This window comes from Nonomuraea sp. NPDC050153, from assembly GCF_044460125.1.
GTDB lineage: Bacteria > Actinomycetota > Actinomycetes > Streptosporangiales > Streptosporangiaceae > Nonomuraea.
This window is the reverse complement of record NZ_JBITJQ010000003.1, coordinates 162,259-177,177: the sequence shown is the minus strand read 5'-3', so window position 1 is coordinate 177,177 and position 14,919 is coordinate 162,259. Positions and strand designations below refer to the sequence as shown.

Genomic DNA, 14,919 nt, shown 5'->3' with positions numbered 1-14,919 from the left:
CATCGCTTGTGCTGAAATATGGGGGTACTCGAAGATCTGTGCATGGAAGACGCAAGCAGGATCCGCCTCGGCATCATCGGCCTGGGCGTGATGGGTGCCGAAATGCTCGACGTCGCTCAGCGGCACCCGCGGTTCGAGGTGGTGGCGGCCGCGGACCCCAGCCCGCGGGCGGTCGCGTCGGCTCGGGCCGTCCACCCGGGGCCGTCCTACGTCGACGACGCGGACGAGCTGCTCGGCCACCATGCGCTCGATGCCGTCTACATAGCCTCACCACCGGCCACCCACGCGCACCACGCGATACGCGCCATGGAAGCAGGGCTGGCGGTCTTCGCGGAAAAGCCGCTCTCCGTGGACCTGGCCGAGGGCCGGGAGATGGTACGAGTCGCCGCCGCGACGGGAACGGCGAACGCCCTGAACTTCGTCATGTCCGACCGCGGCGCCGCGCTGGCCGTGGGCAACGCGATCCGGACGGGCGAGGTCGGCACGATACGCGGGATCGAGATGCGGTTCACCTTTCCGCAGTGGCCGAGGGCCTTCCAGGAGAGCGCCCGGTGGGTGGCCGGGCGGGCGCAGGGCGGGTTCCTGCGCGAAGTCGCCTCGCACTATCTGTTCCTGACCGACCGGTTGCTGGGGCCGCTCCAGCCGTCGCGCACCCACGTCACGTACGGCGCGACGGCGGAGGATGCCGCGTACGGCCTGTTCCTGGCGGGCGACGTGCCCGTCACCCTCTCCGGCCAGGTCGCCGCGGGTCCGGAGACGTATGAGTGGACCCTGCTCGGGACCGAACGCTCGTACCGGATCACCGATTGGGCACGTCTGTGGGTCGGCGACGACCAGGGGTGGACCCCGGTCGACGTGGACGAGCCACGCGGCAGCGAGCACACGCGGCTCAGCGAGTTCGCCCGCGCCGTACGGGGTGAAGACACCACATTGGCCGACTTCGCCGCCGGGCTCCGCGTCCAAGAGCTCGTCGAGCACTTCCACCGCGAGCTCGGATGAGGGCCCTGGCCCCGAGCTGCGGATGCCGTCCTACGGCGGCATCAGCTCACACGACCGCCCGTGGGTCGCCTACACGACCCTGCTGATCGTCACCACCGGTGTCGACGTCGATCCCTGGTGACACCCACCCAGGCGAATGCGCGAACAAAGCCGATCCCATCGGCATCCAACGCTACATGATCAGTATGACCCTCTCCGTGCTGCTGGCCTTCTCCCCGGTGACCCTGGCCGAGATCCCGAAGAACTTCCTGCTCACCGAGCCCGAAGCACGCAAGCCCCTGGCCCCCAATATCGCCGAGGAGCAGAGCTACAAGATCAGCGACGAGCTCGACGCGCCCCTGGAGCTGAACCCGTGTGCGCACCGGCGCGCCGTCGACCGCGACCGGGTGGCGGCCCGCACGATCGTGCTCTCGACCAGCGCGCCCAGCAGTTCCTCCGAGCAGCTCGTCATCTACAAGAGCCCCCGTGCCGCCCATGCCGCGCTCACCCGCCTGCGCGCCGAGGTGAGGCAGTGCGCGGGCAAGGGCAACCCGTCGTCGCCCGAGGTCAAGTTCCGGTGGCGGACGAGCAAGGTCAAGGTGGGCGACGAGGCCGCGGGCATGGGTTACCAGACCTGGCAGGACGGCTACGTGAACGACACGGCCACCGGTGTCGTCGCACGGCGAGGCAGCGCACTGCTGATCTACACGACCACCGAGGGTGCTTACCAGCCCGGCGGGCTGACCAAGGCCGCCAGGAAGATGGCCGTCAAGGTGTGCAAGCTGCCCGGCGTCTGCGGGTGAATGAATGCCCCCTAGTCGGTGATGAGCGTGTTGAGGGTGAGGGTCTCCTCGCCGGAGCGGCCGGCGAGGCGGACGGACAGTTCCCACGCGCCGGTCATGGTGAACAGGTCGCCCTCGGCGACGAAGTGGCCGGGGCCGGCCTTCCTGGCGGTGACCTCGGGCATCGCGTGTCCCATGGTGGTCATCACGGCGGCGACGGTGACCGTGTCGGCCTCGCCCCTGTCCACCTGTACGTCGACCGCCTTCCGGTCGGCTGTGACGGTGACGGCGTAGCGGGTTCCTGACACGCTCACCGGGTCCACGCCCGAGGTGCGGGCGACGACGAACGCGGCCACCACGACCACCACGAGCCCGGCGAGCGCCAGCAGCCGTCCCTTGATCTGCTTCATCGGGGGACCTCCACGGTGAAGGGCACGGTGGTGATGCCGCGGTCCGTGGCGTACTGCGCCCACGCGAAGTAGCGGCCCGGCGCGGGGAAACTGAACGTGAAGCGCAACCGGTTGCCGGGCGTCCCCATCTCGTGGACGTGGCCGAGGAACTGGCCGTCCGCGCCGCGCACGATGAGGTGGCCCGCCATCCCGAGCCAGGGCCGCGGGGTGCCGCCGCTCGTGGCCACCTCGACGGTGGCCGCCCGCCCCGCCTGCGGTACGGCGGGCGTCACCGTGACCGCCCCGGCGGCGCCGTCCGGGACCGCCGGGTCGGCCGGGGCCGTGGACTCAGCCGGGTCGGCCGGGGCCACGGACTTGGCCGGATCCGCCGGGGCCACGGACTTCGCCGAAGTCGTGGATTGCGCCGGATCCGCCGACGCCGAACCGGTGACCGTGAACGCGCCGGTGAGGAGCTGACCGCCGGAGTCGGTGCGTTCGAGCTCGACGTAGGTGAGATAGCGACCCGGCCGGTCGGCGCGCAGCCGCACCTCCAGGCGGCCGGGCGCGGTGCGCAGCGGGTGGACGTGGCGGAAGTAGCGGCCGTCCTCGCTGGTGACCACCAGGTGGGCCATGGCCTCGTGGTGGATGGTGAGGTCGTCGACGGGGCGCCCGGTGGACCCGTCGAACAGGTCCACCCGCGCCACGAACTCCTCGCCCGCGAGCGGACCGGCGGGGACGGTGGTGACCACGCGCTGCACGTACGGCCGGCCGAGTGCCGAGCCCGTGGGACGCGGCTCGGCGCCGTCCGGCGACCCGGCGGGCAGCCAGGGATCGAGGATCACGATCAGCGCGGCCACCGCGACCCCCGCGGCGGCGACCGCGGTCACCACGAACGCCGACCGGCCGCGCCGGTTGAACGCGCCGGTGAGCAGGCCGCCCACCAGGAGCAGGCCGGCCACGAACAGGCCGCCGTAGATCAGGAACTCCCACCCGGAGCCGCGGTCCACCAGGACCCGGAACGGGATCACCGCGCTCTCGCCCCCGGCGCTGACGGTCAGCTCGTGCGGACCGGTCTCCTCGACCCGCAGCTGGGCGGGGCGGCCCTGCGCCACCGTGCCGTTCACGACCCGCCCGTCGGACACCGACCGGAGCCGCAGGTCCAGCGCCGGGGCGGACGGGAACCCGATCACCTCGACGCGCAGCGGCCCCGGCACCCGGGTCGTGGCCTTGACCACAAGGGTCAGCTCCGCGCCCGCGATCGTCTGAGCGATCCGCAGGTCCGCCCCCGCCTTGACGTCGTGCGCCGCCGCGGGCGACGCCAGCGTCAGCACCAGCAGGCAGACCAGGCAGACAAGCCGGATCATGCCTGCCGGGCGCCGGACTCGGCTGCTTCCGCGGGCGCCGCGTTCGGGAGGAACAGGGCGCCGAGGGCGAATCCCACGAGACCGGCCACGACCGGGGCGCCGGTCCAGAGTTCGGGCACGGCGGGCAGCTGCCCGGCCATCAGGGAGGCGACCGCGATGTAGAGGGCCCAGGTGGCGAACGCCGACAGCCCGGCGAAGGCCCAGTAAGCGGCCCGGCGCTCCCGCGAGGGACGCAACCACTGGATCAGCAGGTCGCTCACCAGCCCCGCCACGACGAACGTCAGCAGGATCGGCAGGTTGCGGAAGGCCGTCTGCGCGCCCGGCATCAGGATGCCCACCAGGGACAGCACGGTCACGCTCCCGAACGGCAGGCGCCAGCGCCGCAGGAGGAACAGCACGGGGGCGAGCAGGACCACGTTCGTGATGATCATCGATGCGGCCAGATGGCCGGGGCCGCCGTCGTCGCCCACGGTGGAGAAGGCCCGGATGATGCCGTTCGCGCTCCACTGCATGGCGTTGCCGTACGACACGAACAGCGACACCAGCGTGACGCCGAAGCCGAGCCCGATCAGCGCGGGCAGCAGCCGCGACAGCCGGGGCCGCTCCCCCATGTCCGCGGCGTTCCAGGCCGAGCGGAGCGGGGTGGTGATGATGAGCATCATCGTCACGATCAGCCCCAGGTGGGACGGGCTGAACAGGATGTCGATGTTCTGCTCGATGCCCAGCAGGGTGTGCCACATCATGTCGGCGAACCCGAACGCGGCGAAGGCCGGGATGGCCAGCAGGCCCGCGAGGTACCCGTTCGGCACCGCGGCCAGCCCGCTCCGGCCGACGCGTACGTTGCGGTAGACCTGCCAGATGATCCACGCCGACACCGCCGCGAACCCCGAGTAGAACGCCGCGTGCCACGGCGTGAAGAACGTCTCCAGCTCTGCCAGGTTGCTGTGCGCCCAGGCGTCGATCATCAGACCGACGCCGAACCAGACGCCGAGCAACGCCATGACCAGGTCAGCCTTCGGGCTCACCCATGTGCGCGCCTCCCCCGAGTCCGCGATCAGTCGCCGTACTCCAGCATCCACCGTCGCCATCAGCACGCTCCTTCCAGTCGATCCGATCCTTCGCGATGGCCACCGGAAAGGGAACCCGGCTGGCACTCAACCAGAGGTACGGCTAGCCGCACCCCTCAGGCGTTGAGGTAGCGCAGCACCGCGAGGACCCGGCGGTGGTCGTGCGCGCTCGCCTCCAGGCCGAGCTTGGCGAAGATGCTCGTACAGTGCTTCTCCACGGTGCGCTCGGCGATGACCAGCCGCTCGGCGATCGCCATGTTCGTACGCCCCTCGGCCATCAGCCGCAGCACGGCGCGCTCGCGCTCGGTGAGCCGGACCAGCGGGTCGTCCGGCTGCCGGTGGCGGCCGACGAGCTGCTCGACCACGACCGGGTCCAGGGCGGATCCGCCCGACCCCACCCGGCGGATGGCCGCGGCGAACTCGGCCAGGTCCGACACCCGGTCCTTCAGCAGGTAGCCCACGCCCTCCGTACGGCCGCCGAGCAGCTCGACCGCGTAGCTGACCCGTACGTACTGCGACAGCACCAGCACCCCCACCCGCGGATGCCGCTCCCGCAGCGTGACCGCGGCGCGCAGCCCCTCGTCGGTGTGCGTGGGCGGCAGCCGGATGTCGAGCACGGCCACGTCGGGCGGGTCCTCGCCCACGTGAGCGAGCAGCTCGTCGGCGTGCTCGACGCACGCCGCCACCGTGAACCCGGACTCGGTCAGCAGCCGGGCCAGGCCCTCGCGGAACAGCGTGGAGTCCTCGCAGATCGCTACGCGCACGGCAGGATCACCTTCAGCACGGTTCCCTTCCCCGGTGGACTGTCGATCGTGAGTTTGCCGCCGTTGGCCTCGGCGCGGTCGGCGAGCCCGGCGAGCCCGGAGCCGAGCGCGGGGTCGGCCCCGCCCGAGCCGTCGTCGCCCACCTCGACCAGCAGGTGGCGGCCGTTGTGGGCGAGCCGTACCCACGCCTTCGACGCGGCGGCGTGCTTGGTCACGTTGGCCAGGGCCTCGTTGACGATGTAGTAGGCCGCGCTCTCCACGGCCTGCGGCAGCGGCGCGTCCAGCGCCAGGTCGCAGGTGACGGCCATGGGTGCGACCGCGGCCAGCTCCTTGACCGCGCCCGACAGGCCGCGCTCGGTCAGCACCGGCGGGTGGATGCCGTGGCTGACCGCGCGCAGGTCGTCCAGCGCGGCCAGCACCGCCGTCTTGGCCTCGCCGATCAGCGGTGCGACCCGCCCGGGATCGGTGCCGGCCTCGGCCAGCCCGAGCGTCATCGCCACCGACAGCAGCCGCTGTTGCACGCCGTCGTGCAGGTCGCGTTCGATCCTGCGGCGCTCGGCCTCGCCCCACTGCAACATCCGCCGCCGCGAGGCCGCGAGCTGCCGCAGCCGGGCCCGCAGGTCCGCGGTGAGCCGCGCGTTCTCCAGGGCGAGCGCCGCCGCGGCGCACGCGGCCTCGACGAGCAGGGGCTGCTCCAGGAGGGCGGCGTCGTGCACGAGTACGGCGAGCGGCGCCTCGCCCTGGTCGACGCGGGTGACGACCCTGCTCGGCCCCGGGTCCAGGTCGACCGGCCGGCCGTCGGCGTCCACGTACCTGTCCTGCTCGGCCGTCCAGTAGCCCACGGTCAGCCCCGGGTCCCGCAGGGTGGCGGCCAGCTCGTCGCGCAGCGTGTCCGGGCGTTCGCGCCTGCTCAGGCGTACGACGAGGTCGGCCACGCGGCCGTGGTCCATCCGGCTTCGCATGAGGCCGACCAGGTACGCCAGCGGAATCGCCATGAAAGCCGTCAGCATGACGAACCCGAGGGGCAGCCGCAACGGGTTCGGACCGAAGAGGTTGGCCATGCGGTCCGCGACGAACCCGACCGTGGCGACCATCGAGGCGCCGGTGACCGGCGCCACCGCCCGGCGCTGCGCCACGCTGGCCTGACGCCAGCGCTTGACCGTGAAAGCGAGCACCACGCCGGCGAGCAGGACGGTCACCTGCCAGGACGAGGCGTCGAGCGCGTCGGCGAGGTGGCGGAGCGGCAGGGGCAGCGGAAAATGCCGGAGGGCCTTGGCCGTGGGCAGCACGAAGGCCGCGCAGTACGCCAGGCCGACCACGACCCTGTACGACACCAGGGTCAGCCTGCCGGTGGGGAAGGCGAGGAACAGGTGGCAGGCCGTCCCCGCCCACATGCCGCACAGCGCCAGCGCCCACAGCTCCCGCCCGGGGAAGAACAGCACCTGCTGGGGAATCCAGGCGACCCCGAGCACGGCCATGAGCGGGCCGACCTGGTTACGCGGATGCTCCCGCCAGGCCACGATCCCGGCCGTGAGAAAGGAGACGCCGACCAGCGCGCCGAGCACGAACATCGGGCCGTGCCGCCAGATGGCGCCCGGGCCGACCCCCAGGGCGTTGACGACCAGCAGCCAGGCCCCGCCCGCCGCGACGGCGAGTAACGCGGTGGTGCCCCTGGAACGTGTCGCCATCGCCTACCCCCGATGGGGATTGTACGGGCGAACCTCCCGGAATGGCCCCTATGCCGGCAGGCCCCAGCGAGCCTGGCCGGTCGGGGGCACCGGGCGGATGACCGCGTCGCCCCGGGCCTGGATCAGCACCTCCTCGCCGCGGCGCAGGTCGAGCTCGATGTCCCCGCCGGGCAGCGTGCGCCACGACACCTTGCGGCCGTTGCTCCGTACGGTGAAGGGGCCGTCGATGCCGGTGCGGACGCGGCACGGCGCCCCGGCCAGCGAGGCGAGCCGGACGAAGTCGGTGCGGCCGCCGCGGCGGGCGGCCGACAGCAGGAACGCCCCCTGCGTCAGGAAGTCGTGCACGGTCACGTCGGGCCAGGCGGCCGGCATGGCGGGCAGGACCCTGATGACGCCGTCCCAGCTCTGGCAGACCATGTCGTGCAGGGACTGGGCGGCGGACAGCGGCGTCTCGATGACGGGCCCGCTCTCCTGGTACATCGTGTTCGGCCGGACGAAGCGGCGCAGCAGCTCGTCGAGGTAGAAGCGGGCGTCGTCGCCGCGCAGCATCTGCGCGGAGATCGAGGCCGCGCCGGTGAAGCTGTAGCCCTGCAGGGCCCCCTCGAAGCTGATCCAGTGCTTGAGCGACCTCTCGATGAGCGCGCGCTGGTCCTCCTGCTCCCACGTGACCTGGTAGAGCGGGTACACCATCAGCAGGTGGGAGTAGTGCCGGTGCGACTTGGCGAAGGGCGCGCCCGCGCCGATCATGAAGCCGTTCTCGTCGACCGGGTACGGGGCCAGCGTCGCCAGGACCTCCTGCCACTTCGGCAGCAGCGGATCGCGCACGCGCAGCAGGCGCGCCGACTCGACCAGCGTCCGGCAGCCCCAGCGGAGCAGCGCGAGGTCGTAGTTCGTGTCCGGGGCGCTGACCCCGTACTCGGGGGAGAACGTGGCGGGCAGGTGCAGCTTCCCGTCGGCGCCCGGCTCCAGGAAGTGCAGGTAGTAGTTGATCGCCCGGCGCAGCAGCGGGAACAGCACGTCGCGCACGATCCGGGTGTCCATCGTGTGCCGGTAGGACAGCCAGACGTTGTGCAGCGCCCACGTCAGGTTGCCGACCTCGGGCACGGGGGTGGCCTGGCCGGGGACGCCCACCGGGTAGCCGCTGTTGCCGATGCCGGACCCGTTGTCGAGCGTCATGTCCGTGGTACGCGGGATGCCCGCGGAGTCCTCGGGGAACTTCACCTGGTCGATGAGGTTCTGCCGGTACTGCGACAGGCTCCTGGTGACGGCGTCCAGCTCCAGGTGGTTCGACCCGTGGATCAGCCAGTATTCGAGCTGCACGTTGAGGTTCCACCAGGTCGCCGGCCACGGCGTCGGCTCCAGCCACGGGCCGGTGGTCGCCATCGGCGGCGCGTCCGCGCGCGCGGCGGCGGCGACCTTGTAGAGCTGGATCCAGTAGAAGCTCTGCGTCCGCTGGTCGGGCAGCGACAGGAAGCTCTTGCGGTAGTAGCCGTGCCACCAGCGCCGGTGGCCGGCGGCCAGCGCGTCGATGGGCAGCCGGGCCGCCGCGCGTACCGATCCGACCGCCTCGTCGCCCGCCGTGTCCTGCGGGAACGACCAGGCGACCGCGGCGTAGAGCGTACGCCGCGCGCCGCGTCGTACCTCCTGCCAGGCCGTCGCGTGCCCGCCGCCGGCCACCAGCGGCTGGGTGATCAGCTCCAGGTCGCCGTGACGGGTCACGGACGGGGCGGGGTTGGCGGTGTAGCCGGGCGGAGGCGGCCGGTTGAAGATCGGGTCGGCTCGGGGGCTGACGGCCTCCGCGGGGTGGAAGGTCCAGCGGAAGTCGCGCTCGCCGTCGCTGGGGACGACCTCGACGGCCAGCACGGAGCGGTCGTTGTGGATCAGCGCCCTGATCCGCAGGCTGCCAAAGGAGGTGGTGATGGTGCCGGTCAGCTCGGCGTTCCACAGGTCGAGCCGCCAGTCGACGCCGGTGATCGCGCCGACGGGCTCCAGCGCGAGGTGGCCGATGGGGAGCCGGGCGAGGCCGAACAGCGCGCCGTACTCGGGACGGTGGTCCTGGACCGCGCTGTGCTGCACGTTGAAGCGCACGGCGTTGGCGCCCTGCCGCGCGTAGACGCCGGAGCCGAGGAAGCCGTTGCCCAGGAACGGCCCCTCGTACCAGGTCTGCGGCATCCGCTTCCACACCAGGTCGGCGTCGGCCAGGAACCGTTCCCAGTCGATCTCGTCGTGGAGCAGCGGGCCGCCACCGCCGCCGCCCCCGAGTGCGGGGGCGACCAGCGCGGCGCCGAGGAGTTCGCGCCTGGACGGCTCGCTCATGGTGCCCTCCGCGGGTGAAGAGATCGGATGTGTCAGGCACCAATGACGGTATTTCCGGCCTTGATCACGGTCAAGACCCCCCAGAGATCGGATCGTCTCGAAGCCGCAACCGTTTGCCGCATGGCGTTGACGTCTTGTTACGGGCCAATTAACGTCCCGAGTTAAATATTTGGCTCCGGGTTCTATGGACGGAGACCCGCAATGAGAGATCTCAGCAGACGAGGATTCCTCCAGGTCGGAGCGGCCGCGGCCACCCTGGCCCTGGCCGGTTGCGCCGGAGGCGGAAGCTCGGGCGCCGGCCTCCAGTTCGCCTGGTGGGGCAGCACGACTCGGCACACCGCGACGCAGAAGGCCATCGACGCGTTCAAGAAGAAGAAGCCCGGCGTCCAGATCAAGACCCAGTTCTCCGGCTGGGAAGGTTACTGGGAGAAGCTGGCCACCCAGACCGCGGGCGGCAACGCCCCCGACGTGATCCAGATGGACTACTCCTACCTCGGCGAGTACGCCAGGCGCGGCAGCCTGCTGGACCTGGGCCCGTACGTCGGCAAGGGCCTGGACCTGTCCGGATTCGACCCCGACGTGGTGGCCGCCGGCAAGATCGACGGCAAGCAGTACGCCGTGAACTTCGGCATCAACTCCATGGCCCTCATCGTCAACAAGACCCTGGCCGCCGAGCGCGGGGTGGAGATCCCCGAGACCTTCACCTGGCCCGAGTACGGCGAGCTGGTCAAGAAGCTGGCGGGCAAGGGCGTCTTCGGCACCGAGGACGGCGCCCAGGACGGCGGCGCGCTGGAGAACTGGCTGCTGGAGCGGGGCAAGATGTTCTTCACCGCCGACGGCAAGCTGGCCTACGACGAGGACGACCTCAAGGAGTGGTTCACCTTCTGGGACGGCCTGCGCAAGGCGGGCGCGGCCACCCCGCCGGACGTCCAGGCCACCGCGCTGGGCGACGTGCAGAACAGCCTGGTCGCCACCCGCAAGGCGGTCCTGGACTTCGCCTGGTCCAACCAGCTCACCGCCTACACGTCGCTCACCAAGGACGAGATCGGCATCCACGCCTTCCCGACCGGCGACAAGCCCGGCCAGTACTACAAGCCGTCCATGCTGCTGACCGTCAGCGCCGGGAGCAAGGCCAAGGACGACTCGGTGGCCCTGGTCAACGCGCTCGTCACGGACCCTGAGGTGGCCGGCCAGCTCGGATCGGAGCGCGGCATCCCGCCCGCGGGCCCGATCCGCACCGCGCTGCGACCCAAGGCGTCCCCCTCGGAGCAGCAGGTCTACGACTACATCGACTCGATCAAGGACAAGGTCGGCCCGCTCCCGCCGCCGCAGCCGCTCGGCGCCGGGGAGCTGCACAACAAGGTGCTCACCAACGTCAACCAGCAGATCGGCTTCGGCAAGCTCACGATCGACCAGGGGGTGTCCCGATTCTTCGAAGAAGCTCGACGAGTGCTCAAGTAGAGGGACGCGCGGCCTATCTGTTCCTGCTGCCGTGGTTCGCCGGGCTGCTCCTGCTGACCGGCGGGCCGATCCTGGCCTCGCTGGCCCTCTCGTTCACCGACTTCGACCTGCTCACCGCCCCGTCCTTCGTGGGGCTGGACAACTACGCCCGGATGCTCACCGACGACCCGCACTTCGTCAACGCCGTGCGGGTCACGCTGATCTACGTCGTGTTCTCCGTGCCGTTGTCCGGCGCGTTCGCGCTCCTCGTCGCCGTGCTGCTCAACAGGCCCATGCGCGGCGTCGGCGTGTACCGCGCCGCGTACTACCTGCCGTCGCTGCTCGGCGGCAGCGTCGCGGTGGCGATCCTCTGGCGGCAGATCTTCGGGGCGGACGGCCTGATCAACGACGCCCTGCGATATTTCGGGATCGTGGGGCCGAGCTGGATCTCCACGCCCGAGTACGCGATCTACACGCTGGTCGTGCTGCACATCTGGCAGTTCGGCTCCCCCATGCTGATCTTCCTGGCCGGCTTGAAGCAGATCCCCGCCGAGCTCTACGACGCCGCCGCGGTGGACGGCGCCGGGCGGGTACGCGCGTTCTTCCGCATCACGCTGCCCATGCTCAGCCCGATCATCTTCTTCAACCTCGTCCTGCAGACCGTGAACGCCTTCAAGGCCTTCACCCCCGCCTTCATCATCAGCGGCGGCACCGGCGGACCGGCCGACTCCACGCTCTTCTACACGCTCTTCATCTACCAGGAGGGGTTCGGAAATTTCCGGATGGGCTATGCCTCCGCGCTGGCCTGGGTGCTGCTCCTGGTGACCGGGGCCTTCACCGCGCTGGCCTTCCGCTCCTCGAAGTACTGGGTGCACTATGCCGACTAGCCGCCGCTGGGCCCTCCACCTGCTGGTCGTGGTGGGCGCGCTCGTCATGCTCTATCCGCTGTTCTGGCTGATCAGCGCCTCGTTCAAGCCCAACGACGAGATCTTCACCGATCCCGGGCTGGTGCCCCAGACCGTGGTCGCGGACAACTACGCCACCGGGTGGACCGCGCTGGGGGTGCCGTTCAGCGGGTTCTTCGCGAACTCGTTCATCATCGCCACGGCGGCCGTGGCCGGGAACGTGATCTCGTGCTCGATGGCGGCCTACGCCTTCGCCCGGCTGAGCTTCCGGTTCAGGAAGCTCTGGTTCGCGATCATGCTGGTGTCGATCATGCTGCCGATCCACGTGCTGATCGTGCCGCAGTACACGCTGTTCAAGTATCTGGGCTGGGTGGACACGTTCCTGCCGCTCGTCGTGCCGAAGTTCCTGGCCGTGGACGGGTTCTTCATCTTCCTGATGGTGCAGTTCATCCGGTCGCTGCCGCGCGAGCTGGACGACGCGGCCCGCATCGACGGGTGCGGGCCGGTCCTGGTGTACTGGCGGATCATCCTGCCGCTGTCGCGGCCCGCGCTGATCACGACCGCCATCTTCACCTTCATCTGGACGTGGGACGACTTCTTCAGCCAGCTCGTCTATCTGAGCGACGTGTCCACGTACACGGTGCCTCTCGCGCTCCGGGCGTTCCTCGACTCCAGCGGCGGCTCCACCTGGGGGCCGATGCTCGCGATGGGGGTGCTGTCGCTGATCCCCATCCTGGGCTTCTTCCTGATCTTCCAGCGCCGCATCACCGAGGGCATCTCGACCACCGGCCTCAAGGGCTGACCGGGGCTCCGGTGCCGGCGGGCGCCCGCCGGCACCGGAGCCGCCCTCAGCGGGCGCAGGTCGTCAGGCCGGGCCGCCGGCGGCAGGCGATGGCGGCGAAACCGCCCTCGGCCGGTACCTCCACCGCCAGCGTGCCGCCCCGCACCACGTGCGCCTCGCGAACGAGGCCGTCGGCGCCGTCCCGCGTCACCTCGACCAGCCACCGCCCCGGCAGGAAGCGCAGCGGCACCTGGAGAGTGCGGGCCGCCCCCGAGACGCCGGCGCCGATGAACCAGCGATCGCCGCTGCGCCTGGCCAGCACCGTGTGGTCGGCGGGCCTCCCGGACAGCAACCGCGTGTCGTCCCACACCGTGGGCACCTGGTCGAGGAAGCGCTCGGCCTCGGGCCGTGCCCGGTAGGCGTCCAGCGACCCGGCCAGGTTCTCCAGCCCCGACTCGAACACCACCGACAGCGCCAGCTCGTGCGCGTCGGACGTGGGCCGGCCGGCCCGCTGGAAGGCCATCGGCGTGTAGTCCATCGAGCCGATCTCATTCCTGGTGTACGGCAGGGCCGCCAGGTGGCTGGTGGTCAGGTTCGAGGACTTCTCGGCGCCGTGCACCCCTTCCATGGTCATCACATGGGGCCAGGTCCGGTTGATCCCCTTGGGCACCGTCGAGCCGTGGAAGTTGACCATGAGCTGGTTGTCGGCCAGGTCCCGCAGCGTCTCGTCGTACCACCGCAGCCGCTCCTGGGCCTCGGAGTCGATGAAGTCGAGCTTGACGCCCTTGACGCCCCACTGGTGCAGCAGCCCGAAGCGCTCGACGCGCTTGTCGCGGGTGTCGAAGTCGGAGAAGCGCAGCCACGCCATGATGCCGACCCCGCGGGACCGTCCGTACTCGACGAGCTGCGGCATCCAGGTGAACTCGGCTGTCCGATCCGTCCAGGCCCGTTCGCCGGTGACCGGATCGTCGTACCAGCCGGCGTCGACCAGCACGTACGGCCAGCGGTGCTGCGCGGCGTAGTCCACGAACTCCTTCTGCCGCTCCAGGCTCTGCTGCACGCTCCGGCCGCCGGCCAGCCAGCTCCACAGCACCTTGCCCGGCTTGACCCACGAGGTGTCGGCGAGCCGGGAGCCGGGCGCGAGGTCGTCGACGAGGGTGGACTCGGTGACGGTCGCGAGGTCGCCCGTGACCATGACCCGCCAGGGCGTGGTGAGGCCGCCGGTGTAGGGGACCCGCGCGTCCCAGAGGGCGATCCGGTACGCGTCCTGGTCGCGTACCAGGCGCGGGCCGGTGTAGGAGCCGTCCAACGCCGACTCAGCCAGCAGGAGGTAGTTCCGGCCGACCCCGAACAGGGCGGGCATCTGGTATTCGGCCGCGGGGACGTCGGCGTACTGGATGAACGGGTTCTCGTAGTCGCGGCGGTGCGCGGCGAGCCAGGCCGTGGACCCGGCCGGGACGTCGAACGCCGAGGCTTCACCGAGGACGGCGCCCGCGCCCGGCAGCTCGTAGCGGTAGGCGACGCCGTCGCGGGCCGCCCTGACGACCAGGTCGAGTTCGGCGTCACCACGGGCGAAGCGGAAGCGGGTCTCGTTCATCACGGACAGGCGCTGGAGGCGCTTGCCCGCCGTGGTCGTGTACTTCTCGACGACCGCGCGGCTGGAGCGACCGCTCAGGCGCAGGCCGGTGGTGAGGTCGGCCTGCTCCGTGGTGACGCCGAGCGGGCTGGGGTCGAGCACGACCGCTCCGCCCCGCGACACGGCCACGGACGGGCGGCCCTGCTCGTCCAGGCGCACGGTGGCGACGGGCCCGCCCGCGGGCGCGCCGACGATCCAGGTTCCGGTGGGGGTGATGGGGGCGGTGGGGGTGGTGAGCAGTCCGGCCAGCAGGGTGCCGGTCAGTAGCCAGTGCAACGGGTGCCTCCCGAAAGGCTGAGATGCACCCTAATTAACTTCTTAAAGAATTAAATTGCAACCTGGTTGACGCGGACCATGTTGCCCGCGGGGTCGCGGAAGGCGCAGTCGCGGATCCCCCACGGCTGCTCGGTCGGCTCCTGGATGACCTCGGCGCCGCCGGCCTTCATCCGCTCGAAAGCGCCGTCGAGGTCGGCGGTGGCCAGGATCACGGAGGCGTAGGTGCCCTTGGCCATCATCTCGAGAATGGTGCGGCGCTCGTCGTCGGTGATGCCGGGGTCGGCGGCCGGCGGGTGCAGGACGACGGACGTGCCGGGCCGGCCGGCGGGGCCGACCGTGATCCAGCGCATCGCGCCGCCTCCGACGTCGTTGCGGACCTCGAAGCCCAGGATGTCGCGGTAGAAGGCCAGCGAGGCCTCCGGGTCGTCGGCGGGAAGGAAGGTCTGGTGAATGGTGATGTCCATGGCGGTCACGCTAGTTGCGGCCCGGTGACCGGCGCTTCTCCATTCCTGACCGGTCCGGCGACCAGTTGC

General features: G+C 70.9%; 13 protein-coding genes. 5 read left to right on the top strand and 8 right to left on the bottom strand.

The annotated features are described in order from the left end of the window. The first annotated feature begins 42 nt into the window (after positions 1-42). The gene (locus ACIBQ1_RS09015) at positions 43-999 is read left to right on the top strand and encodes a Gfo/Idh/MocA family protein (protein ID WP_397275799.1); all 957 of its coding nucleotides are present in this window, start codon (positions 43-45) and stop codon (positions 997-999) included. A gap of 176 nt (positions 1,000-1,175) precedes the next feature. Further along, positions 1,176-1,781, top strand: coding sequence for a hypothetical protein (locus tag ACIBQ1_RS09010; RefSeq protein WP_397275797.1), 606 nt, complete (start codon positions 1,176-1,178; stop codon positions 1,779-1,781). An 11-nt stretch (positions 1,782-1,792) separates the two neighbouring features. Here ACIBQ1_RS09010 and ACIBQ1_RS09005 read toward each other — a convergent pair whose 3' ends face one another. From ACIBQ1_RS09005 to ACIBQ1_RS08980, 6 genes are all read right to left on the bottom strand, one after another. Beyond that, positions 1,793-2,170, bottom strand: a complete 378-nt coding sequence (locus ACIBQ1_RS09005; RefSeq protein ID WP_397275796.1) for a hypothetical protein — start codon at positions 2,168-2,170, stop codon at positions 1,793-1,795. Then, positions 2,167-3,513: a hypothetical protein gene (locus ACIBQ1_RS09000; RefSeq protein WP_397275795.1), complete on the bottom strand. Its 1,347-nt coding sequence runs from the start codon at positions 3,511-3,513 to the stop codon at positions 2,167-2,169. Before ACIBQ1_RS09000 ends, ACIBQ1_RS09005 begins: the two co-directional genes overlap by 4 nt. Next, complete coding sequence (locus ACIBQ1_RS08995; RefSeq protein WP_397275793.1) at positions 3,510-4,601, bottom strand: hypothetical protein; 1,092 nt, start codon at positions 4,599-4,601, stop codon at positions 3,510-3,512. Before ACIBQ1_RS08995 ends, ACIBQ1_RS09000 begins: the two co-directional genes overlap by 4 nt. Before the next feature lie 95 nt (positions 4,602-4,696). Continuing rightward, complete coding sequence (locus tag ACIBQ1_RS08990; protein ID WP_397275792.1) at positions 4,697-5,344, bottom strand: LuxR C-terminal-related transcriptional regulator; 648 nt, start codon at positions 5,342-5,344, stop codon at positions 4,697-4,699. After that, a complete protein-coding gene (locus tag ACIBQ1_RS08985; protein ID WP_397275791.1) occupies positions 5,335-7,032 on the bottom strand; it encodes a sensor histidine kinase in 1,698 nt (565 codons plus the stop codon). The genes ACIBQ1_RS08990 and ACIBQ1_RS08985 overlap by 10 nt, the downstream gene beginning before the upstream one ends. Before the next feature lie 48 nt (positions 7,033-7,080). Beyond that, on the bottom strand, positions 7,081-9,348 hold the full coding sequence (locus tag ACIBQ1_RS08980; RefSeq protein ID WP_397275789.1) for a glycosyl hydrolase family 95 catalytic domain-containing protein: 2,268 nt from the start codon (positions 9,346-9,348) through the stop codon (positions 7,081-7,083). 201 nt (positions 9,349-9,549) lie between these two features. On the opposite strand from ACIBQ1_RS08980, the gene ACIBQ1_RS08975 reads away from it, so the two are divergent. The 3 genes from ACIBQ1_RS08975 to ACIBQ1_RS08965 are packed head-to-tail and all read left to right on the top strand — an operon-like array spanning position 9,550 to position 12,495. Further along, a complete protein-coding gene (locus ACIBQ1_RS08975; protein ID WP_397275787.1) occupies positions 9,550-10,809 on the top strand; it encodes an ABC transporter substrate-binding protein in 1,260 nt (419 codons plus the stop codon). Then, positions 10,776-11,675 carry a carbohydrate ABC transporter permease gene (locus ACIBQ1_RS08970; protein WP_397276737.1) on the top strand — a complete coding sequence of 300 codons (900 nt, stop codon included), beginning with the start codon at positions 10,776-10,778 and terminating at the stop codon, positions 11,673-11,675. The genes ACIBQ1_RS08975 and ACIBQ1_RS08970 overlap by 34 nt, the downstream gene beginning before the upstream one ends. After that, entirely contained in the window at positions 11,665-12,495 is an 831-nt protein-coding gene (locus tag ACIBQ1_RS08965; protein ID WP_397275785.1) for a carbohydrate ABC transporter permease, read from the top strand. The genes ACIBQ1_RS08970 and ACIBQ1_RS08965 overlap by 11 nt, the downstream gene beginning before the upstream one ends. A 46-nt stretch (positions 12,496-12,541) precedes the next feature. Here ACIBQ1_RS08965 and ACIBQ1_RS08960 read toward each other — a convergent pair whose 3' ends face one another. Beyond that, complete coding sequence (locus ACIBQ1_RS08960; protein WP_397275783.1) at positions 12,542-14,386, bottom strand: glycoside hydrolase family 97 catalytic domain-containing protein; 1,845 nt, start codon at positions 14,384-14,386, stop codon at positions 12,542-12,544. A gap of 50 nt (positions 14,387-14,436) precedes the next feature. Next, positions 14,437-14,850 (bottom strand): VOC family protein, encoded by a 414-nt coding sequence (locus tag ACIBQ1_RS08955; protein WP_397275781.1) that lies wholly within the window; start codon positions 14,848-14,850, stop codon positions 14,437-14,439. Between the last annotated feature and the right edge of the window lie 69 nt (positions 14,851-14,919).